Source organism: Nocardia mexicana NBRC 108244, from assembly GCF_001613165.1.
In the GTDB taxonomy this organism is placed as follows: Bacteria; Actinomycetota; Actinomycetes; order Mycobacteriales; family Mycobacteriaceae; genus Nocardia; species Nocardia mexicana.
Genome location: NZ_BDBV01000118.1, coordinates 14,713 through 35,536, shown reverse-complemented (window position 1 = coordinate 35,536; position 20,824 = coordinate 14,713). Strand labels below are relative to the sequence as shown.

Annotated in this window: 17 protein-coding genes; 6 read left to right on the top strand and 11 right to left on the bottom strand. The window is 69.3% G+C overall.

Annotated elements, in window-relative coordinates:
- Positions 1-11 precede the first annotated feature (11 nt).
- On the bottom strand, positions 12-767 hold the full coding sequence (gene dapB / locus NM1_RS36420) for a 4-hydroxy-tetrahydrodipicolinate reductase (RefSeq protein ID WP_169814386.1): 756 nt from the start codon (positions 765-767) through the stop codon (positions 12-14).
- Between the two features lie 180 nt (positions 768-947).
- Between dapB and NM1_RS36415 the strand changes: the two genes are divergently transcribed.
- Positions 948-1,799, top strand: a complete 852-nt coding sequence (locus NM1_RS36415) for an alpha/beta fold hydrolase (RefSeq protein ID WP_169814385.1) — start codon at positions 948-950, stop codon at positions 1,797-1,799.
- A gap of 214 nt (positions 1,800-2,013) precedes the next feature.
- Here the strand turns inward: NM1_RS36415 and NM1_RS36410 are convergent, their stop codons facing one another.
- Positions 2,014-3,129: an alcohol dehydrogenase catalytic domain-containing protein gene (locus NM1_RS36410; protein ID WP_068031094.1), complete on the bottom strand. Its 1,116-nt coding sequence runs from the start codon at positions 3,127-3,129 to the stop codon at positions 2,014-2,016.
- 123 nt (positions 3,130-3,252) lie between these two features.
- Between NM1_RS36410 and NM1_RS36405 the strand changes: the two genes are divergently transcribed.
- Positions 3,253-3,900 (top strand): class I SAM-dependent methyltransferase, encoded by a 648-nt coding sequence (locus NM1_RS36405; RefSeq protein ID WP_068031091.1) that lies wholly within the window; start codon positions 3,253-3,255, stop codon positions 3,898-3,900.
- A gap of 53 nt (positions 3,901-3,953) precedes the next feature.
- Here NM1_RS36405 and NM1_RS36400 read toward each other — a convergent pair whose 3' ends face one another.
- Positions 3,954-4,832 carry an SDR family NAD(P)-dependent oxidoreductase gene (locus NM1_RS36400; RefSeq protein ID WP_246011747.1) on the bottom strand — a complete coding sequence of 293 codons (879 nt, stop codon included), beginning with the start codon at positions 4,830-4,832 and terminating at the stop codon, positions 3,954-3,956.
- A 185-nt stretch (positions 4,833-5,017) separates the two neighbouring features.
- Here NM1_RS36400 and NM1_RS36395 point away from each other — a divergent pair, with 185 nt between their 5' ends.
- Together NM1_RS36395 and NM1_RS36390 are read left to right on the top strand one after the other, a co-directional pair.
- Positions 5,018-5,752: an ATP-binding cassette domain-containing protein gene (locus tag NM1_RS36395; RefSeq protein WP_068031089.1), complete on the top strand. Its 735-nt coding sequence runs from the start codon at positions 5,018-5,020 to the stop codon at positions 5,750-5,752.
- 134 nt (positions 5,753-5,886) lie between these two features.
- Entirely contained in the window at positions 5,887-6,987 is a 1,101-nt protein-coding gene (locus NM1_RS36390; RefSeq protein WP_068031086.1) for a PQQ-dependent sugar dehydrogenase, read from the top strand.
- Positions 6,988-6,994: 7 nt separating this feature from the next.
- Here the strand turns inward: NM1_RS36390 and NM1_RS36385 are convergent, their stop codons facing one another.
- From NM1_RS36385 to NM1_RS36375, 3 genes are all read right to left on the bottom strand, one after another.
- Entirely contained in the window at positions 6,995-10,348 is a 3,354-nt protein-coding gene (locus NM1_RS36385) for an arabinosyltransferase domain-containing protein (RefSeq protein WP_084520380.1), read from the bottom strand.
- Between the two features lie 55 nt (positions 10,349-10,403).
- Positions 10,404-11,840 carry a pentapeptide repeat-containing protein gene (locus NM1_RS36380; protein WP_246011749.1) on the bottom strand — a complete coding sequence of 479 codons (1,437 nt, stop codon included), beginning with the start codon at positions 11,838-11,840 and terminating at the stop codon, positions 10,404-10,406.
- A 184-nt stretch (positions 11,841-12,024) separates the two neighbouring features.
- Positions 12,025-13,248: an MFS transporter gene (locus NM1_RS36375; protein WP_068031079.1), complete on the bottom strand. Its 1,224-nt coding sequence runs from the start codon at positions 13,246-13,248 to the stop codon at positions 12,025-12,027.
- Positions 13,249-13,340: 92 nt separating this feature from the next.
- Here NM1_RS36375 and NM1_RS36370 point away from each other — a divergent pair, with 92 nt between their 5' ends.
- A complete protein-coding gene (locus tag NM1_RS36370; RefSeq protein ID WP_068031075.1) occupies positions 13,341-13,667 on the top strand; it encodes an ArsR/SmtB family transcription factor in 327 nt (108 codons plus the stop codon).
- A gap of 9 nt (positions 13,668-13,676) precedes the next feature.
- On the top strand, positions 13,677-14,069 hold the full coding sequence (locus NM1_RS36365; protein ID WP_068031071.1) for a hypothetical protein: 393 nt from the start codon (positions 13,677-13,679) through the stop codon (positions 14,067-14,069).
- Between the two features lie 54 nt (positions 14,070-14,123).
- Here NM1_RS36365 and NM1_RS36360 read toward each other — a convergent pair whose 3' ends face one another.
- The 5 genes from NM1_RS36360 to NM1_RS36340 all read right to left on the bottom strand — a co-directional run bounded on the left by NM1_RS36360 (position 14,124) and on the right by NM1_RS36340 (position 20,723).
- A complete protein-coding gene (locus tag NM1_RS36360; RefSeq protein WP_068031068.1) occupies positions 14,124-15,002 on the bottom strand; it encodes an NAD(P)-dependent oxidoreductase in 879 nt (292 codons plus the stop codon).
- Positions 15,003-15,116: 114 nt separating this feature from the next.
- Positions 15,117-16,463, bottom strand: coding sequence for a M16 family metallopeptidase (locus NM1_RS36355; protein WP_068031125.1), 1,347 nt, complete (start codon positions 16,461-16,463; stop codon positions 15,117-15,119).
- Positions 16,464-16,506: 43 nt separating this feature from the next.
- Complete coding sequence (locus NM1_RS36350; RefSeq protein WP_068031065.1) at positions 16,507-18,765, bottom strand: polyribonucleotide nucleotidyltransferase; 2,259 nt, start codon at positions 18,763-18,765, stop codon at positions 16,507-16,509.
- A gap of 336 nt (positions 18,766-19,101) precedes the next feature.
- A complete protein-coding gene (gene rpsO / locus NM1_RS36345) occupies positions 19,102-19,371 on the bottom strand; it encodes a 30S ribosomal protein S15 (RefSeq protein ID WP_068031061.1) in 270 nt (89 codons plus the stop codon).
- A 386-nt stretch (positions 19,372-19,757) separates the two neighbouring features.
- Positions 19,758-20,723: a bifunctional riboflavin kinase/FAD synthetase gene (locus NM1_RS36340; RefSeq protein ID WP_068031058.1), complete on the bottom strand. Its 966-nt coding sequence runs from the start codon at positions 20,721-20,723 to the stop codon at positions 19,758-19,760.
- Positions 20,724-20,824 lie beyond the last annotated feature (101 nt).

Genomic DNA, 20,824 nt, shown 5'->3' with positions numbered 1-20,824 from the left:
CACGGTCTCGCTCACAGGTCCAGCAGCGGATCGAGGCCGACGGTGAGCCCCGGGCGGCCGCCGATCTGCCGCACGCCGAGCAGCACGCCGGGCGCGAAGGAGGTGCGGTCCATCGAGTCGTGGCGGATGGTCAGCGTCTCGCCCTGGGTGCCGAACAGCACCTCCTGATGCGCGACGAGCCCGGCCAGGCGCACCGAATGCACCCGCACGCCGTCCACGCTCGCGCCGCGGGCGCCGTCGAGTTCGGTGGTGGTGGCGTCGGGGCTCGGCCCCACCCCGGCGTTCTTGCGCGCCTCGGCGATGATGCCCGCCGTGCGGTAGGCGGTGCCGGACGGCGCGTCGGCCTTGTTCGGGTGATGCAGTTCGATCACCTCCACCGAGTCGAACCAGCGGGCGGCCTGCTCGGCGAACCGCATCGACAGCACCGCGCCGATGGCGAAGTTGGGCGCGATGAGCACGCCGACCTCCGGCTTGCCCGCCAGCCAGCCGCGCACCTGCTCCAGCCGGGCCTCGTCGAATCCGGTGGTGCCGACCACGGCGTGAATCCCGTGCTCCACCAGCCACTGCAGATTCGGCATCACCACGTCGGGATGGGTGAAGTCGACGACCACCTGGGTGCCCGCGTCGGCGAACGCGTCCAGTGCGTCGTCCTTGTCCACCCGGGCGACCAGCTCCAGATCGTCGGCCGCCTCGGCCGCCGCGCAGATCGCCTGCCCGACCTTGCCGTGCGCGCCGAGCACACCCACGCGGATCCGGTTCGTGGCCACCCTGAACTCCTCACATACCGTTCGACAGTCTCCGCCGAGCCTACTGTTTGCGCGGTTGCGCCCGCGGCGACCCCACCGGCTCGACGTCGCATGTCACACGGCCCGCCGCCACCGAATCGCCAACTCATCGCCACATGCGCATGATTGCGCATGTGGGACGGTTCCGGTTACCGTCTCCCCGTGACTTCGATCCACGAACGCGCCGCCGCCTTCGAACGCGACCACGTCCGCCGCGAACTCGTTGCCGGGCAGCATGTTTGGAACTATCGTAGCGGCGGCGCCGGCGATCCGGTGCTGTTGCTCACCGGCGGCGCCGGAATCGCGATCGCGTGGCTGGATCTGACGCCCGCGCTGTTCCCCCACTTCCGCAGCGTGGCCGTCGACTACCCGGTGACCGTCTCGCGCGGCACGGACCTCACCGACGGCCTGCTCGCCGTCCTCGACGCCGAGGGCATCGACCGGGCGCACGTGATCGGCCAGTCCGCCGGCGGGATGTTCGCCGAGGTGCTGGCGCAGCGGGCGCCCGACCGCATCCGCTCGCTGACGCTCACCTCGACCGGTCTGTACGGCCCCGAGGATGTCGAGCGCCTGCGCGGGCGGATCGTCACGACCCGATCCACGCCGTGGGAGCAGACCCGCGCTTCCATCCGGGCCGCCCTGCGCACCACCTGGGAGGACGCCGACGAGGCCGAGTTCTGGATCGAGCAGGTGGAGGCGGCCACCGACCTCGCGGGCAGCGAGGGCACGGTCAACTCCTACCAGCGACTATTGGAACTCGCGGAGAACCTCGAGGAGCTGCTGCGGGAGCCGACCTGGCAGGGCCCGACATTGATCGTGCGCGCCGATGACGACGTGCTGATCACCCCGGAGCAGACCCAGCGCCTCATCGATCTGCATCCGGGATGCGAAGTCCGCACCTTCGCCGACGGCGGCCACTCCCTGCTACTCAGCCGCCCGGCCGACTACGCCGCCACGGTGACGGAATTCCTGCTGCGGCACAGCATTTCTCCGGCGAGAAGCGTGCCGGAATAGCCGGTGGGGTGCGCCGGTGCCGGAGACGGTGGGGCAACGCCGGAGTGTGCCGAAATGACGTGAGGCAGCCCCGGAACGTGCCGGAAAGACGGGAAGGCAGCGCCGGTGCAGACACCCGAGTGAGCGCCCATCCTCGTCATCCCGGCGTGATTTTGGCCGGGATCTACCGCGGGATTCCGGCTGAAGCGTGCCGGAATGACGGTGGGGTGCGCGGTCAGTCGAAGACGATGACCTGGCGCAGCCCGTGCCCGGCGGCCAGTTCGTCCATGGCGTGGTTGATGTCCTCGAGCCGGATGCGCGACGACACCAGCCGTTCCACCGGCAGTCCGCCCTCGCGCCACATCCGCACATACTCCGGGATATCGCGCGCGGGCACCGCCGAACCGAGATAGCTGCCGACGATGGACCGGCCCTGTGCCACCAGGCCGAGGGGCGAAATACTGGCCCGCGCTTCGGGATTGGGCAGTCCGACGGTGACCGTCGTGCCGCCGGGCCCGGTCGCGGCCACGGCCGTTTCGAAGGCCCGTACGTTTCCCGCGGCCTCCACCACGACGTCCGCCTGAATACCCTGCTCGGCCAGCTGCGCGGGAGTGTAGACCTGCGTGGCGCCGAGTTCGGTTGCCAGCGACAGCTTCTCGGGCAGGGTGTCCACGGCGATCACCTCGCAGCCGAGGTCCTTGCGCAGCGACGCCGCCACCAGCACCGCCGCCATTCCGACCCCGCCGAGGCCCACCACCATGATGCGGTCGCCCGGGCCGGGCCGCGCCGAATTCAGCAGCGCCCCACCGCCGGTCAGCACCGCGCAGCCGAGCACCGCCGCCACGTCCGGCGGCACGTCGTCGTCGACCGGGACCACCGAGCGGCGGTCCACCACGGCGTGGGTGGCGAAGCCGGAGACGCCGAGATGGTGGTGCACCGGCTCGCCGCGGCGCAGCAGCCGTCGCCCGCCGCCGAGCAGTTCACCGGTGTTGTTGGACATGCTGCCGGTGATGCAGGGGGTGCGGCCGTTGGTGGCGCAGCCCTCGCAGTCGCCACACCGCGGCAGGAAGGTCATGACGACTCGCTGCCCCACCTCGATATCGCCGCCGCCGGGTCCGACCTGCTCGACCCGCCCGGCGGCCTCGTGCCCGAGCAGCATCGGCACCGGCCGCACCCGGTTTCCGTCCACGACCGAGAGGTCCGAGTGGCACAGCCCGGCGGCCTCGATCCGCACCAGCAGCTCGCCCGGACCGGGCTCGCCGAGGTCCAGCTCGTCGACGACGAGCGGCTTCGACTCGGCATACGGCGTCGCATCGCCGATTCGTTCCAGCACAGCACCGCGAATCCTCATTCGTCAGACGCTACCGCCTGCGGGCCGCCCGGTGTCCCGGACGGTTCCCCGAGACCGTCGCGAATCGGCACCGACCGGCGCATAATCGCTCCAGACGCCGAGACCGATCGATGAGGCGAGCCCATGAAGACAACCTCCCCCACGCGCGGATTCAACGCCCTGATCACCGGCTCCTTCGGCCGGATCGCCCGCACCTACGACAGCCCGCTGCTGCAGCACATCGTCTACCGTCCGCCGCAGGATCAGGTGATCGGCGAACTGCGCGCCGCCGGATCCCGTCGCATCGCCGATATCGGCTGCGGCACCGGCATTCTCACCACTCGCATCGAGCGCGAACTGCGACCGGACCAGATATTCGGCGTCGACGCCTCCCCCGGGATGCTCGCGCAGGCCCGGGCGCGCTCCGCCCGGGTGACGTGGCTGTCCGCTCCCGCCGAGCGCCTGCCCTTCGGCGACGAGACCCTCGACGCCGTGGTCACGACCAGTGCCTTTCACTTCTTCGACCAGCCCGCCGCACTCGCCGAGTTCGCCCGCGTGCTCGCGGCCGGCGGTCTCGTCGCGGTGTCCACGGTGAATCCCGCCGGTCGCGTGAACCGTCCGGTGGCGCAGCTCACCCGCACCACGCGCAGCCCGTACCACGCGCCGTCACCGTCGGAGGTGCGAAAGATGGTGCGCGAGGCCGGATTCGAGATCGTAGACCAGCGGCGCATCCACCGCCCCCTGCCGCGCTGGCTGATTCCGGACGTAATCACCGTGGGCCGCAAGCTCTAGGCGCACCTCCGCCGCAGGTGCGACGCTGGGGACGGCTGCGCTGAGCAGGCCGTTCAGGCGCGGGTCATCAGTGTGCGGTCGACCGTGCGCGGGGAGAACAGGCCGATGATGCGCAGCATCGCCGCGTATCGGGGGACCATCCGCACCGGGCGCTCGGCGATCGCCTTTACCATCCACTCCGCCGCCTGCTCGGTCGTGAGACCCGGCATGGCGCGGTATTTGGCGGTCGGCGAGCTCATCGCGGTGTGCACGAGCGGGTAGTGGATCGAGGTGAAGGCGATGCCGTCGGCGGCGAGTTCCCCGTCGGCGCTGCGGCCGAATCCGGCCAGCGCGGCCTTCGACGCGTGATAGGCCGCCAGCCGCGGCGACGTGTCGGCGGCGATCGTCCACGTTCCGACGTTGACGACATGCCCCGCACCCCGCGCCAGCATCTCCGGCAGCAGCCCGAGGGTGAGCTGCACAGCGCCGAAGTAGTTGACGGCCATGGTGCGGTGGAAATCGTGCAGCCGGTCGAGGGATTCGGTCAGCGGGCGCCGGATCGAGCGGGCCGCGTTGTTGATCAGGACGTCCACGCCGCCATAGGTATCGGTCACCCAGCGCACCAGTTCGCCGACCTGGTCGGTGTCGGACATATCGCAGACGCGAATCTCGGCCTTGCCTCCGGACGAAGCGATCTCGTCGCGCAACTGTTCGAGTTCGTCACCCCGGCGCGCGACCAGGATCAGCTCCGCACCCGCACCGGCCAGCCGCACCGCGGTCGCCCGCCCGACCCCGGCCGACGCCCCGGTGAGCAGAATCCGTTTGCCCGCAACCGGTTTCCCACCCCGCACGCGCGTGCCGCCGACGGGGCGCAGCAGCCGATGCATGACCGCCCGCCTGACCCGCCTGCGCACTCCGCCGCTACCCGTGGATTCCGGCTCGATCGACCCCATGCGCCCAGTCAACCACGGTGGATTGCCGGACACGAGCAACCGGCCCTTACCACGACGGCAGGCAACACCTCACCGAGGTCCTGGCACCATGTCGGAAGACCCGGCCGCACTCGAGGCGAGCGGGAACCGAACCGGTCGACACCTCGGCACCGGCCGGAACGCGACTCGCGGACGAGAGGTGACTCATGACTGCCGAACTGCGTGCTCTCACCGTCCATATAGACACCGGACGATGGAGCGGAACGGTGCTCGAGGCGGTGGATCTCGTCGTGCGCCCCGGCCGGATCACCGCGGTGCTCGGTGCGCCGGGCGCGGGAAAATCCATGATCGCCTCGGCGCTCACGGGACAATTGCCCGCCGCGGCGAAACATCGGGGCCAGGTCCGGATCAACGATGAGGTCGTCCACGATCGGCAGTGGCAGACGCTGCGTGGCCGCGTCGTCGGATACGTGCCGCAAGACGGTGTGACCGCCTTCGGATCCGAAGAGACGGTGGGCGCGCAGCTGCGCGCTCTGGCACGGCACCACCGAGCGTGGAGTGTCGAGCGAGCATGCGCCGCAGCGTATTACCCGGCCGACGCCGCGGACCTGCTCCCGAGCCAGAACTCCGCGGGCCAGATCCAGCGCGCGGCCCTCGCCGCGGCGCTGCTGCCCGCGCCACCCATCCTGATCGCGGACGGACCCACCAATTCCCTCGACGCGGGAACGGCTTGCGCGGTGTGGAAATCGTTGCGCGACTATGCCGACTCCGGTGCGGCGGTACTCGTCGTCAGTAACGAGGTGCGGATGCTGGCGGCCGGTGGTTTCGCCGACCGAATGGTGATCGTGGACGAGGGCCGGGTCCGCGCGGCGGGCTCAACCGCGCAACTGGCCCGATCGACCGACCCGTACGTTCGAGCGCTTCTCGGGTCGCCCTTCTGAGAGAATTCTCGGACGCCGAGCGAAGGCGCAGTTCGGGCCATTCCCGCATACGGCCGTGAGCAGGACGGTGACGATTGGGTATGACACATGTTGAGGGGCCGGGTGCCGTAGTCGGCCCGGCGGAGCCGGTTCGGATGGTCCGCGGGCATCGCCTCGTCCGGACCGTGATCGCCGCGGTCCTGTTCGCCGGTCTCGCGGCGTGCGGCGATACGGCGCAGCAGGGGCCCGATTCGACTGTGGTCTCCACCACTCGGCCCAGCAGTCCGTCCGGTATTCCGGATCTGACTGCGGGCGAGGAGATCGCGCGCGGGATCCAGGTGCCCTGGGGCCTGGCGTTCCTTCCGGACGGGGCGGCGCTCGTGGCGGAGCGCAATTCCGGTGCGATCCTGCGGGTTTCGCCCGGTTCCGCGCCGCAGCAGGTGTACCGGATGCCGGATGTGGTGGCGCGCGGCGAGGGCGGGCTGCTCGGGGTGGCGGTTCCTCCGGACCATGCCGAGAACCGCTATGTTTATGCCTATTTCACCGCCGCGAACGACAACCGGATCGTGCGGTTCCGGCTCGACGGCCCGCCGGAGGTGATCTTCAGCGGAATCGCCAAGTCCGGCAATCACAATGGGGGCCGGATAGCCTTCGGCCCGGACGGCATGCTGTACGCCGGGACCGGCGACGCCGGACGGGAGGACCGTTCCCAGGATCCCGCGAGCCCCAACGGCAAGATCCTGCGCCTCACACCCGACGGCCTTCCGGCGCCGGGCAATCCGATCCCCGGCTCACCCGTCTACAGCCTCGGCCACCGTAACGTGCAGGGGCTCGCGTGGGATCCGGCGGGCCGCCTGTACGCCGCCGAATTCGGCCAGAACGACTTCGACGAGATCAACCTCATCGAGCCGGGCCGCAACTACGGCTGGCCCGAGGTCGAGGGCACCGGCGACACCGATGGCGGCCGCTTCACCAATCCGCTGGTCACCTGGACGACGCAGGAAGCCTCCCCCTCCGGCATCGCCATCACCGCAAACACGTTGTACGCCGCGGCATTACGGGGCGAACGGCTCTGGACGGTGCCACTGCGGGACGGCAAGCTGGGCGAGCCCACGGCGGAACTTCGAGACTACGGCCGCCTCCGCACTGTCGAGGTCGCCCCCGACGGCTCCCTCTGGCTCACCACCTCCAATACCGACGGCCGCGGCGACATTCGCGAGGGAGACGACCGCATACTGCGATTCCCGGCCCGGTGATTCACCTTCAGTACGAGGTGATTATGTGGCCGGGAGTCCATGTGCCCCAACGTTGGACATGGTCGATGCCGACCCGGGCAGGTTGGGCACCGGGGACCAGGGGAACGAACCGCTCGAGCGAACCCCAGTCCCGGTCCCAGTCGTTGTTCAGGTAGGCCGGGACGTCGCGCGCGGTGAACAGCAGCTGAGTCCAGCCGAGCGGTCCCCCGCCGTCGTGGCCCTGCCACATATTGGTGATGGTGGCGCCGTTGCGGTCCGGCAGGATCCGGTATTCGGGCAGCGTGGAGACGCCCGCGTGGGTGGGCAGGTGGTTCTGGCAGGGGAAATTCAACCCGACCGACCAGTCGAGCAGCACCGGCGTCTGTGTGCCCAGCACCGTGCTCAGGGTCTGCGTCCGGGGAACGCGTGGCGGCGTCACCGCGAGCCACTGGTCCTTGCCGAGGTCCTTGTCGTCGGCCACCAGCCGCACCACATCGGCGTCGCCCGGCAATTGATCCAGCGGCACACGGAGGTTCCGCCACATCGGCGAGGGCCCGATATCGATCGGCACCACACTGCCGCGGGATACGACGTCCCCGCCCGGCTGTGTACTGCCGTATTCGACTTCCACGCGCTGGCCGGGATGTTCGACGCCGTCGGCATCGACCGAGCGGATCCGCCCGGCGACCGCGACGGAGAGGATCGGCCCGCGCGCCGGGTCATTCGCTCCCGGCAGCCGGTACCAGCCGGTGGTCAGCGCCGCCGGGACCTGGCTGCCGTCGCGGTAACTGCCGAGAACGGGCGTGGTGGCGGGATCGAGCCCGAAGGGCAGGGATACGCCGCTGCCGTTGATTCCGGTGCCGCGCGAGGTATCCGATTGCGAGCCCGCCGATTTGGCGGCGTCGCGCAGCTCGTCCGGATCGTCGGACACCGAATTCGCCCTGCCCGTGGTGGATTCGACCTCGTCGGAGGTCAGTACCGGCGCGACGCCGTTCGGGTCGAACCCGCTCGCCCCGGCACCGGCCAGCGCGGTCGCGGCGTCACCGTCGAGCGGGCGCAGCATGGAGGCGTTCGGATCGGTTTCCACCAGCACGTCGTCGGCCATGCCGCAGCCGCCGGAGAAGGTCGCGGCCAGGTTCGACTGCGCCAAGGAGTACGAGGGGTACTGCGCCACCGCCGCTTTGGCGAACGACAACACCTCGAACAGCACCATCCCCGCCGCAACCAGCGCCAGCACGGGTATCCGCGCCACCCGATCGGATGCCGAACCGGCACGCGGCGGCCGCGGCGGCCGGATGTGGAACCACCCGGCGGCGGCCAGCGCCAGCACCGCCAAACCGGCTGCGGCGGTGGACAATCCCTTACCCGCGATCGTAGGCGCCTTGTCCCACCAGGGAACTCCCCACGACGAGACATACCAGTAGCCGTTGGCGCCCACGAACGTCAACGCCAGCGCGAAGAAGACCGCGGCGGCGAACAGCGCCCGATTACGCAGCGGACCCATGACTCGGGGACCGATCGCCACCGCGGTCAACGCCGCGACGCAGGCGGCGAGCCCGGCGAACACGCCGAACTGGTGGGTCCACTTGGTCGGCGAGAACATCATCAGAACCATTGCCGCGAAGGTGATCCCGACGATGCGCCGCGACGGCCCCGCCGCGGTTCCGGGGATATGCCCGCCGCGGCGCAGCATGGTCGCCACGCACACCACCAGCCCGAGCAGCATCATGAACATGCCGAACCTGCGGGTGAGCCAGCCGTCCGTATTGATCTGCAGCAGATACTGGTAGCGCAGGAACTCGAAGAACCACGACTCCCCGGGGCCGATCAGCCCGTGCACGTGGAACATCTCCAGCGCCGCCGCCAGGGTCCGATCGGCGAAGACCACCGTCAGCACCACCAGCCCGGCCGCGGCGCCCGGCAGCAGCAGCGACAGATAGCCCACGCTCCGGGCCCGCTGCATCAGAATCGCGGTGATGCCCCGCGCCCCGGCCAGCAGCGCACCGATACAGATCAGCCCCGACGGGGCGACCGTCAGCGTGAACGCCGCGACGATGACCGCGAAGGCCGCGGGCAGCAGCCGCCGGGTGGCCAGGGCGCGTTCGACCGACACCCAGGTGAGCAGAACCCCCAGCGCCACATACGGTTCCGCACGCAGGCCGTTGTTGTAGGGCAGCCAGAACGCCAGGAACACCAGCGCGCTGGTCCACACGACGACCGCGCGGGTGTGCACCGCCGCGCCGAGCCGGGGCAGCACCTCGCGGCTGATGACCCACCACGCGACCACGGCCACCGCGAGCGTGGGCAGCCGCACCCACGGGCTCACCGTCGATACGTGCGTCATCCACGCGATCACATCGGTGTACGGGGTGTAGAACGGTCCCTCGTCGACGCTGAACCACCGGTAGTAGTTCGACATGAACCCCGAACTCCGTGCGCCGCGGGCCATTCCGAGGATGTACCCGTCGTCGGAGGTGTTCGCGCCGATGAAATGCCACACCAGCAGCACCGCGAACACCACGCCGTCGACGGGCCGCAGCCGCCACCACCGCTGCGGCAGAAAGCGTCTCGTGGCCCGGCCGTCCGTGCCGTCCAGGCGATGCAGCGCCAGCAGCGAGATCAGCGTCGCGAGCAGGCACAGCGCGATCACGAGGAGCTTCAGCGGGGTGGGCGAGGTGGAGAAGCGCGAGTCGACGTCGATATTCACCCGCATGCCGTCCGGCACCGCCCCGGTGAGGTCGGTGAACACGCCGACCACCTGCGGGCGCAGATCGGAAGCGGAGGTGTTCCCCGCGACCGTGGGCCCATTCGCCGCGTCCGTCGCCCCGTTCGCCGCGTCCGTCGCCCCGTTCGCCGCAACCGTCGCCCCATCGACCGCGACCGTCGTTCCGGCCGCGGACATCTCGACCGCCAGCGCACACCCCTGCCCGCGAATCGCCTCGACCGGCGCCGACCACAGCAGGGTGTTGCGGGAGACCACATCCACCCGGCCCGGGCGGTCGGCGGTATCGGGGACGACCTTGACGACGAATCCGTAGCGCTCGGCATCCGGCGACTGGCGCGGAACGGTCGACACGGCGACGCCACCGGCGTCGGCCAGCTCGGTCAGCGCCGCACACGGTATCCGGGCCGACAGCTGCTGCGGCGCATACGAAGTCAGCGGCGACTCGATGCTGCCCGCGGTCCCGGCCTGCGGCCAGGTCACCGATGCGGATTCCATGCGCACCGGAAGGAACGGCACCAGCACCGCCAGCACCACGGCGAGCAGACCGGAGAGCATCGCGACCGTCCGCGCCCGGCCCCCGGCAAGTTTCGGTTGCCCCGTCCCGCGATCGGGCGCTTCGACAGACGGCTTCCCCGCCCGCACCACAGTGTCAGCCACGGCTGCCGATCGTAGCGGAATAGTTACCGCGTAAAACTAAAGGAAAGCTGAGGAATCAGTCCGCGGCGACCGGCGGCAGCTCCGCCGGGACCGGAGGCCAGGCCAGCGGAGTCACCCGGGGCGGACGCTGCAGCGGATTCTCGTCCCAGTCGACGCCGACGCCCACCCATGCCTTGGGCCGATCGAACCGGGTCTCCTGCGCGGCGAACTTGGTGCGGCGGAAGGATATCTCCCCGAAGAAGTCGCCGCCGGAGAAATCGCTCCGGCCGCCGTCGAACCAGGCGTCGGCGAAGGAGACGGCGCCGTGGTACTCGGCGCCGGAGAAATCGACCACCTCGGTACCGGTACGACGCCAGCGGGCCCGGATGCCCAACCGGGCGCCGTCGAAGCTGGCGCGCGCACCGTAGAAACGGGTTCCGGCGAACGAGAGACGGGCACAATCGAATTCGGCGCCGTCGAGCCGGACCCGGGCGCCGTCGAAGGTGGCGCCGTCGAAGGTGGTGGTCTCGGCGTGGAAACGGGCATCGGCGAAGGTGGTGTGCTCGCCGGAGAAGGTCGCGCCGTCGAATCGGAGACGGGGGCCGCCGAATTCGGCGCCCTCGAACGACACCCGCCCGCCGAAGCTCACGTTGGCGAAGCTCGTTCCGGCCCGGCCGAGATTCGACGCCTCCGCGCGGGCCCCGGTGAACTTGGCGCCCCGGAACAGTGCCGCATCGGCGAAGGTGGCGGCGTGGAAGGTGACGTGCTTGCCGAGAAATTCGACCTGCTCGAAGTTCGCGGTCCTGGTCCCGGTGAATACCGCCCCGCGGAAATGCGTATGCGCCCCCGCGAAGACCGCGTACCGGAAGTCGACATCCTCCAGCACGGCGTCGTCGAAGTTGAAATTGTAGGTGGACCACGATATTTCGGCCGACTGCCGCAGATGCGACACGATCACGGCGACGATCGTGCGGCGCACCTCGCTGTCGTTCTGCCGGAACTGATAGGCCCGCTCGACCTCGATGCCGCCCCTGTGCTCGAGCGGGGTCGCGGATCGTTCGGGCCCGGCCACCGGCCGAACCTCCTTCCGCGATACCAGGTGGTTCATCCCCTCGCGCGGATCGTAGGGCAGCCGCAGATATCCGCACAGCACATCGATGCACTGCTGCCGCCGCCCGCGCGCGCTGAATTCGTCTGCGACACCGGCCATCGCGTACACACCGGCGATCCGCACCGCCACATCCGGATCGCCCAATTGTTTCGCCGCCGCCCCGAACAGCTCGGCGAACCGGCCGCGCTCGTTGTCACGCTGGCGGCGATACGCGACCACGAGCGCCACCGCGCCGCCGATCCCCGCCGTCACCGACAGCGCGATCTTGGTCAGGTCGACCTGATTCGGTGTCTCGGATTTCGCCCCGAGCAGCAACCACAGTGCCCACCAGGCGAACCCGGCAATCACCAGACCGCCCACCACTGCCGTCACCACCGACAGCAGCAGCGCCGATCGTCTCATCCGCTGGCTCAGTCGCCGACCGAACCGCCCCCGCCGCCACATAGCCGCATGGTAGCGGCAAATCGCCACCCACCGCAGGGTGGGCGGCGATTTCCCTTACGCCACCTAACTTTTCAGGCGGGCGGGCTCGCCCGCGCCGCGGCCCGACTCCCCCGCACCCGATACCCGCAGCCACCCGGCCTTTTCAGGCAGCCACGCTCGCCCGGGCTGCCGCGCGACTCCCCCGCACCCCGATACCCGCAGCCACCAGGCACGCCGCGGCGACCACCGCCACGAACCACGGGAACACCGTCCCCATCCCCCACGTGGTCGCCGCCCACCCGGCCACGATGGTCGGCAGTGCCATCGAGGTGTAGGCGAGCAGGTAGTACGCCGACATGGTCTCGCCCCGCTTGTGTTGCGGCACAACGTTGGACAGGTGGCGCAGCGATCCGCCGAAGCCGAGCCCGAAGGTGCCGCCCAGCAGCACACCGGCGATCAGCACCACCACCCAGTTGTGGGTCGACAGCGCCGGAATGGTCAGCACCAGCGCGACCGCCATGCCGGTATCGCCGCCGATGGCCGCGCGCCGGGCCGGAATTCCGGTGGCGAACAGCTGCGCCAGCGCACCCGCGGTCGCGGTGGACGCGACGACCGCGCCGCCGAACACCAGGTTGTGCACGCCGGTCTTCTCCGCGGCCAGCGTCGGATACAGCGACAACAGCACGCCCAGCACCGACCAGGCCGCCATCACGCCCAGCGCCGAGAACCAGAAGTCGGCGCGGATCTCCGGCGGCACAGCCGGTTTGGCGATCCGGATGGGCCCGGCGACGCGCTTGGTGTGGGTCTCCTCCATCACCACCACGCCGACCCCGATCAGCACGCACAGCACCGTGATCACCAGGTACGGGGTGCGCAGCGGGTGCGGAACGTACTGCGCCAGCAGCGCCGAGCCCAGAATCGCCACGGCCATACCGACGTTGAACGCCACACCCGTCAACTGCCCGGAGCGCGCGCCGTTCTTGGGCCGCAAGTCCAACAGAGCCGCGGCGCCGGACACCACGGTCGCACCGACCGCTATGCCGTGCAGCGCCCTGGCCACCAGCAACATCGCGACATTGTCGGCCAGCAGGAACACCACCAGGCCGACGATCATGGTGGCCAGGGCGCCCAGCAGCACCGGCTTGCGGCCCACCACGTCGGAGATCTTCCCCGATACCAGCACCGCGCCCAGCGCGGCGATCGCGTACACGGCGAACACGATCGTGGTCGTCAGCGGTGTGAAGTGCCACTCCTGCTGGTAGAGGCCGTACAGGGGCGCCGGCGCGCCGGACACTCCGAGCGCGACGCCACTGGCCACCAGAATCAAGGCGTAGGCCCAGGATTGTGTCGTCCGCTCGACCGGGGAAACAGCCACAGTCGCTGCCATCGCTCGCTCTCCATCAGGTAGGTTTGATTACGATCGAACCCAACAACCCTAACGCCGGTACGATTCCCATCAAACCGTCGGTGAGGTAGATCATGACGGAAACCAAACGCACCGTGGAGGCATTCCCGGTCGGCTCGGTGCAGGCCGTGCTCGACGCACTGCACGACCCGGTGCGCCTGGAGATGGTGCGCCGCCTGGCCAATGCCGGTACGGCGATGCGCTGCGGCCTGCTCTACGACACGATCAACAAGTCGACCGCGACCCATCACCTCAAGACGCTGCGCTACGCCGGGCTCACCGAGAAGATCATCGAGGACGGCCAGACCTACGCCCGGCTGCGCGCCGAGGAGGTCGATCGGGAGCTGCCCGGCCTGCTCGATGCGGTCGTGGGTGCGGCGAATCGGTCCGAGAACGCTTAGCCTGCCCAGATGTCGCCGATCTCCGAGCTGACCGACGTGGTCGTGGCGCTGCACTCCGACCTCGCCGAATGGCTGGGCACCGACGCGCCGCCCAAGGTGTTCGACCGGTTCGCCAACGCCCTGGACGACAAGTTCTCGGCCGTGGTCACCACCGGCGACGCCGTGGACCGCGACACCCTGTTGAGCGGCGTCTGGAAATCCCGCAATGCCCAGCCCGGCCTGGAGATCGACATCTCGGATGTCGAGGAGATCGCCCGCGCCTCAACCCTGGTGATACTCCGCTTCGTCGCCGAAAACCGCTACGCCGACACCACAACCCGCCGCCGCGTAACCGCAACCCTGATCACCGACGGCCAACTCTATTTCTGGCGATCCGTCCACGAAACCCCGATCCCCGCATAGGTCGCGGTGGATTCCGGCCGCAAGCGTGCCGGAACTGCCATGCGGGGCCGGGGGTTACGCAGGCTTGCGGAGCAGTTCGATCAGGGACGTAATGCTCTGCTCCCCATAGCCTTCCGCTACCGCTCGGCGTAGTAGGTCGTGCATCGGGGCGTGCCAGGACATGTCGATGGCTGTTTCGGCGCCGATCTCGGCCTCGTCGTCGATGGCCGCGTGGAAGAGGTTCACCGAGGAGCCCAGCTTGGTGTAGTCGACGGTGTCGATCTCGTCGGCGAGGACGGGGAGGATGGATTCGATCATCTGCAGCCATTTGACCTCGTGGTCGACCATGGTGCTCGCCTTGTAGCCACGGGCCGCGAGTACCGCCGCTCCCTGCAGGAATCCCAGTAGCGCGGGCAGCAGCGTCGCCCCGACCGCCGATTCGTAGAGCGCCGCCAGATCCGGTTCCTCGCCGAGATGCCTGGTGTCGCCGCCGAGTACGCGCAGCGTCGGCTCGTGCTCGTCGAAGACCGCGCGGTCGCCGCCGTAGTAGAGCAGCGTGTCCGGCTTCCCGACGGCCGTGGGCACATTCTTGATCGCGCCGCCGAGGAAACGGCCGCCGCGAGCGGCGGCCCACTCCGCCATTTCCCGTGCCGCACCGGGTGTTCCGCTGTTGAGGGTGACAAGCGTCCGCCCCGCCAGCGTCTCCACCGGCGCGAGACTGTCGGCCGTCGCACGAAATGTGGTGAGGCAGGCGATGATCAGCGGACTCGCCGCCACGGCATCGGCGATCGACTCCCGATACGTGGCACCGGCGGCCACCAACGGCTCCGCCTTCGCTGCCGTCCGGTTCCACACCGTCGTCGAATGCCCCGCCGCGACAAACGCTTCCGCGAACGCCCGCCCCATCGAGCCCAGTCCGAGCACCGTCACCGGTGTCCGTGCGAGTTCCGTCATCTGCCGCCCTTCCGAGATGTTCTGCCTGGTACGACAGCCAGTCTCGGATGACGCCGGGATCGCGACAAGTACGCACTTTCCTGTCGGATGCCTACCTCGAGGTAAGCGAACAGGTCAGTCGCGCACCAGCCTCCGCACTGATGAGGGCAGGTCCCGGGTGCGGCGGTACGGGCCCGCCACCGAGGCGGCGAACGGGCGGGCGAGGAGGCGTCGTGCCACGGCCGACACCTCGGCGGTGGTCACGGCGTCGATGCGGGTCAGGGTGTCGGAGACGCTGCGGTGGTTGCCGTAGCTGAGTTCGCTGCGGCCGATGCGGTTCATGCGGGAACCGGAATCCTCCAGTCCCAGCACCAGTCCCCCGCGCAGCGAGCCCTTCGCCCGCGCGCATTCGGCATCGGTGATCCCGCCCGCGGCAACCTCTTCCAGCACCCCGCGCGCCAAACTGGTGACCTCCCCGAGGTTTTCGGGCTGGCACCCCAGATACACCGAGAACGCGCCCGTATCGGCGAAGGTGTCGACGCCGGAGTACACCGAGTACGCCAGCCCCCGCTCCTCCCGGATGCGCTGGAACAGACGGGAACTGAGCCCGCCGCCGAGCACCGTGTTCAGCACCGACAGCGGCCAGCGCTTCTCGCCCTCGTGCCGCCCGAACGCCCGCACGCCGAACACCAGGTGCGCCTGCTCGCTGTCGCGGTAGATCCGCTGCAGCTGCGGCTGGGTGCGCGTGCGGAAGTGCCCCTCGCGCCGCGGTGCCGGGTCTCGCGCCGGATCGAGCCGCCCGGCGAAGGCGCGATGGATCAGCTCCACCGTGTGCTCGTGTTCGACATTGCCCGCCACCGCGACCACCATCCGGTCCGGCCGATACCGCCGCAGATGGAAGCCGCGCAGCTGCGCCGCGGTCATCTCCTCGATGGATTCGACGGTCCCGATCACCGGCCGCCCGACCGGATGATCACCGAACAGCGCGCCGAGGAACGCGTCGCCGACCATGTCCTCCGGATCGTCGTCGCGCATCGAGATCTCCTCGAGCACCACCTGCCGCTCCACGGCGACGTCCTCGGCCCGGCACAGTCCGTTGAGCACCACGTCCGACACCAGGTCCACCGCCAGCGGCAGATCCTCGTCCAGCACGTGCGCGTAGTAGCAGGTCTGCTCCTTGGCGGTGAACGCGTTCAGCTCGCCGCCGACCGCGTCCATGGCCTGGGCGATATCCAGCGCCGACCGCGTCGGGGTCTGCTTGAACAGCAGATGTTCGAGGAAATGCGCGGCACCGGCCACCGTCGGGCCCTCGTCGCGAGATCCCACGCCGACCCACACCCCGATGGAGGCCGACCGTACTCCCGGCACATGCTCGGTCACGACTCGCAGCCCGCCGGGGAGCACGGTGCGCCGCACGCCGGTATCGGCCAGCGGGGCGTCCGTGGGAGCAAGTCGGAGAGAAGAACCCCCCTGCTCGGTCAGGAGCGAGGGGGGCGCAGACTTCTTCTTCGTCACACCGAAATGATTACTCGGCACCGGCCTCTACCGCAGCAGTGTTATCGGATGTCGATGCGGCCGCCGCGTCCTCTTCCTCGACCGGAACCAGCGAGATCTTGCCCCGGTTGTCGATATCGGCGATCTCGACGCGGATCTTGTCGCCGACGTTGACCACGTCCTCGACCTTGCCGACCCGCTTGCCGTTGCCCAGCTTCGAGATGTGCACCAGGCCGTCGCGGCCCGGCAGCAGCGAGACGAACGCGCCGAAGGCAGTGGTCTTGACGACCGTGCCCAGGAAGCGCTCGCCGACCTTCGGCATCTGCGGGTTGGCGATCGCGTTGATGGCGTCGATCGCGGCCTGCGCCGACGGGCCGTCGGTGGCGCCCACGAACACGGTGCCGTCGTCCTCGATCGAGATGTTGGCGCCGGTGTCCTCGGTGATCTGGTTGATCATCTTGCCCTTGGGTCCGATGACCTCACCGATCTTGTCGACCGGGATCTTGATCGCGGTGACGCGCGGCGCGTACGGGCTCATCTCGTCCGGGGTGGCGATGGCCTCGGCCATCACGTCCAGGATGGTCAGGCGCGCGTCGCGGGCCTGGTTCAGCGCACCCGCGAGCACCTTCGACGGGATGCCGTCGAGCTTGGTGTCCAGCTGCAGCGCGGTGACGAACTCCGGGGTGCCCGCGACCTTGAAGTCCATATCGCCGAAGGCATCCTCGGCGCCGAGGATGTCGGTCAGCGCCACGTAGCGGACCTCGTCGCCCACGGTGTCGGACACCAGGCCCATGGCGATACCGGCCACCGGAGCCTTCAGCGGCACACCGGCATTCAGCAGCGACAGGGTGGAGGCACACACCGAGCCCATCGAGGTGGAACCGTTGGAGCCCAGCGCCTCCGACACCTGGCGGATGGCGTACGGGAAGTCGTCCTGCGAGGGCAGCACCGGGATCAGCGCGCGCTCGGCGAGGGCGCCGTGGCCGATCTCGCGCCGCTTCGGCGAGCCGACGCGGCCGGTCTCACCGGTGGAGAACGGCGGGAAGTTGTAGTGGTGCATGTAGCGCTTGGAGGTCTCCGGGCCGAGCGAGTCGACCTGCTGCGCCATCTTCACCATGTCGAGGGTGGTGACGCCCATGATCTGGGTCTCGCCGCGCTCGAACAGCGCCGAACCGTGCGCCCGCGGCACCACGGCCACCTCGGCCGACAGCGCGCGGATGTCGGCCAGGCCGCGGCCGTCGATGCGGAAGCCGTCGGACAGGATGCGCTGGCGCACCAGCTTCTTGGTGACCGAGCGGAACGCCGCGCCGATCTCCTTCTCGCGGCCCTCGAAGTCCTCGGCCAGGCTGGAGAGGACCTCGAGCTTGATCTCGTCGATCTTCTCCTCGCGCTCCTGCTTGCCCGGGATGGACAGCGCCTCGCCGAGCGGGTTCTTCGCGGTGCCCTCGACGGCGGTGTACACGTCGTCCTGGTAGGGCGGGAACAGCGGGAATTCCTCGGTCGGCTTCGCCGCCTTGTCCGCCAGGTCCTGCTGCGCCTTGCACAGCCGGGCGATGAACGGCTTGGCGGCCTCGAGGCCCTCGGCCACAACGGTTTCCGTCGGCGCCGACGCGCCGCCCTCGACCAGCGCGATCACATTGTCGGTGGCCTCCGCCTCGACCATCATGATCGCGACGTCACCGTCGACCACGCGACCGGCGACCACCATGTCGAATACGGCCGACTCGAGCTGCTCGACGGTCGGGTACGCCACCCACTGGCCCTCGATCAGGGCCACGCGCACGCCGCCGATCGGGCCGGAGAACGGCAGACCCGAGATCTGCGTCGACGCCGAGGCCGCGTTGATGGCGACCACGTCATAGAGATCCTTCGGATCCAGGCTCATCACGGTCACCACGACCTGGATCTCGTTGCGCAGGCCGTCGACGAAGGACGGGCGCAGCGGGCGGTCGATCAGGCGGCAGGTCAGGATCGCGTCGGTGGAGGGGCGGCCCTCGCGCCGGAAGAACGAGCCGGGGATGCGGCCCGCGGCGTACATGCGCTCCTCGACGTCCACCGTCAGCGGGAAGAAGTCGAACTGATCCTTGGGGTGCTTGCGGGCCGTGGTGGCCGACAGCAGCATGGTCTCGTCATCGAGGTAGGCGACGACGGAACCGGCGGCCTGCTTGGCCAGGCGGCCGGTCTCGAAGCGGATGGTGCGGGTGCCGTAGCTGCCGTTATCGATCAGGGCTACCGACTCGAATACGCCGGGTTCGACCTCGACGGCGGAACTGTTCACTGTGTCGGACATTTACTCTTCTCAACCTCTCGTCTCGCCGGATCCAGCGCAGGTCTGCGCGATCCGGCTGTCGTCAGCCGTACCCGGTTTGGGCGCGTACCAGCGCGCACACCCGGCCGAATTCCCCTTGGAAGCGGCGACGCGGAGGCGGTCATCGATCGAAGCCTTCCGGGCAGTCGTGCCGAAAAGCCACTACCGAAGACCGACGCCACGCGACGGGTGCGTACGGCTGTGTCGTGTCGTGTGTGGGACCTCTGCCCCTATACACGACTAGCCGACGGGGAGATTCTATGCTTCCCCGTCGGCTGCCATGCGAACTGCCTGTGCAGATCGTGTGTCGCTAGCAGATCAGCGACGCAGTCCGAGCCGCTCGATCAGTGCACGGTAACGCTCGATGTCCTTGTCCTGCAGGTACTTCGACAGGCGCTTGCGACGACCGATGAGCTGCATCAAGCCGTGGCGGGTGTGGTGATCGTGCTTGTGCTTCTTCAGGTGCTCGGTGATATCGGAGATGCGCTTGGTCAGCATCGCGATCTGGGCCTCCGGCGAACCGGTGTCCTTCTCGTGCACCCCGTAGTCGGCGAGAATCGCCTTCTTCTGCTCGGTGGTCAGCGCCACGAATTCACTCCTGTTTTCCAGTCCGCGCTCGGAAGAACCGGGAAGCCCCGGGCGGGCGCCACCGCGGACCGCAGCAAACCCGACGAGCGAGTCTACCGGACCGCCCCGGACAAGCGAAAACGCCCCAACTTCGCGGTCATTGTCCCGGTACGTCATCCCCGCCTCACGGCCCCAGGGGGCCGTGAGGCGGGGAATGCTGGGACGGCCAAGGCGGAATGTGTGGCGACCGAGGCGTGGAATACCGCGATTGCCGGGCATGCAGGGCGATCCCCGCCTCACGGCCCTAGGGGCCGTGAGGCGGGGAAATACAGAGACGACCGGCGCGGGGAGTACTGAGACGACCGGGCATGCAGGGGCCACCTCAGCATTCCTGGCCTCACGGCCCCCTAGGGCCGTGAGGCCAGGATCTTGCGGGTCTGGTCTACGTCGCGGCCCATCGCGGTGATCAAATCGTCGATCGAGTCGAATTTGCGCATGCCGCGGACGTGCTCGACGAAGTCGACGGCCACGTGCTGGCCGTAGAGGTCTATGTCGGTGTCGAGGACGTAGGCCTCGACGGTGCGGGTGCGGCCGGAGAAGGTCGGGTTCGTTCCCACCGAGATGGCCGCCATGGCCCGCTTGCCCGGGACCGTGGTGCCGACGGTCTGGCCCGGGCTCAGCACCGTGAACCAGCCCGCGTAGACGCCGTCGGCGGGAATGGCCGCGTGCATCGGCGGCGCCACGTTCGCGGTCGGGAAGCCGAGTTCGCGACCGCGGCCGTCGCCGTGCACGACCACGCCCTCCACCCGGTGCGGGCGGCCCAGCGCGTCGGCGGCCGCGGCCATATCCCCGGCGTCGACGCAGGCGCGAATGTAGGTGGAGGAGAACGTGACCGCGTGCTCGCCGACCAACTTCACCCCGTCGACCTCGAACCCGAACCGGCCACCCAGCTCGCGCATGGTGTCGACGGTGCCCGCGGCCTTCTTGCCGAAGGTGAAGTTGTCGCCGATCACGACCTCGGTGACGTGCAGCTTCTCGACCAGCAGGTCGTGCACGTAGCGGGTCGGCGTCAGCTTCATGAATTCGTGGGTGAACGGCATCACGCAGAACACATCGACGCCCAGTTCCTCGACCAGGTCCGCGCGCCGGGTCAGGGTGGTCAGCTGCGCGGGGTGCGAACCGGGCCGCACCACCTCCATGGGATGCGGATCGAAGGTCATCAGCACCGAGGGCACGCCGCGTACGGCGGCGGATTTCACGGCGCGGCCGATCAACTGGGCGTGACCGCGGTGCACTCCGTCGAACACTCCGATCGTGAGCACGCACCGGCCCCAGTCCGGGGGAATGTCCTCGAGACTTCGCCATCTCTGCACACCCGGCAGCCTACGCAAACCGGGTCACGGACAGTATCCGGCGGTGGGGTTGTTCACTCGTTGGTCGTCGGCGCGGCACCCCTGTCCCTCCTGCGTGCCGA

Bases quoted from the DNA above. Each gene is read 5' to 3' on its own strand.
- NM1_RS36405 (WP_068031091.1), top strand. From the start codon at position 3,253: ATGAAGACAACCTCCCCCACGCGCGGATTCAACGCCCTGATCACCGGC.
- NM1_RS36400 (WP_246011747.1), bottom strand. From the start codon at position 4,832: ATGGGGTCGATCGAGCCGGAATCCACGGGTAGCGGCGGAGTGCGCAGG.
- NM1_RS36375 (WP_068031079.1), bottom strand. From the start codon at position 13,248: ATGGCAGCGACTGTGGCTGTTTCCCCGGTCGAGCGGACGACACAATCC.
- NM1_RS36380 (WP_246011749.1), bottom strand. From the start codon at position 11,840: ATGAGACGATCGGCGCTGCTGCTGTCGGTGGTGACGGCAGTGGTGGGC.
- NM1_RS36360 (WP_068031068.1), bottom strand. From the start codon at position 15,002: ATGACGGAACTCGCACGGACACCGGTGACGGTGCTCGGACTGGGCTCG.
- NM1_RS36370 (WP_068031075.1), top strand. From the start codon at position 13,341: ATGACGGAAACCAAACGCACCGTGGAGGCATTCCCGGTCGGCTCGGTG.
- NM1_RS36395 (WP_068031089.1), top strand. From the start codon at position 5,018: ATGACTGCCGAACTGCGTGCTCTCACCGTCCATATAGACACCGGACGA.
- NM1_RS36410 (WP_068031094.1), bottom strand. From the start codon at position 3,129: ATGAGGATTCGCGGTGCTGTGCTGGAACGAATCGGCGATGCGACGCCG.
- NM1_RS36390 (WP_068031086.1), top strand. From the start codon at position 5,887: ATGGTCCGCGGGCATCGCCTCGTCCGGACCGTGATCGCCGCGGTCCTG.
- NM1_RS36365 (WP_068031071.1), top strand. From the start codon at position 13,677: ATGTCGCCGATCTCCGAGCTGACCGACGTGGTCGTGGCGCTGCACTCC.
- NM1_RS36350 (WP_068031065.1), bottom strand. From the start codon at position 18,765: ATGTCCGACACAGTGAACAGTTCCGCCGTCGAGGTCGAACCCGGCGTA.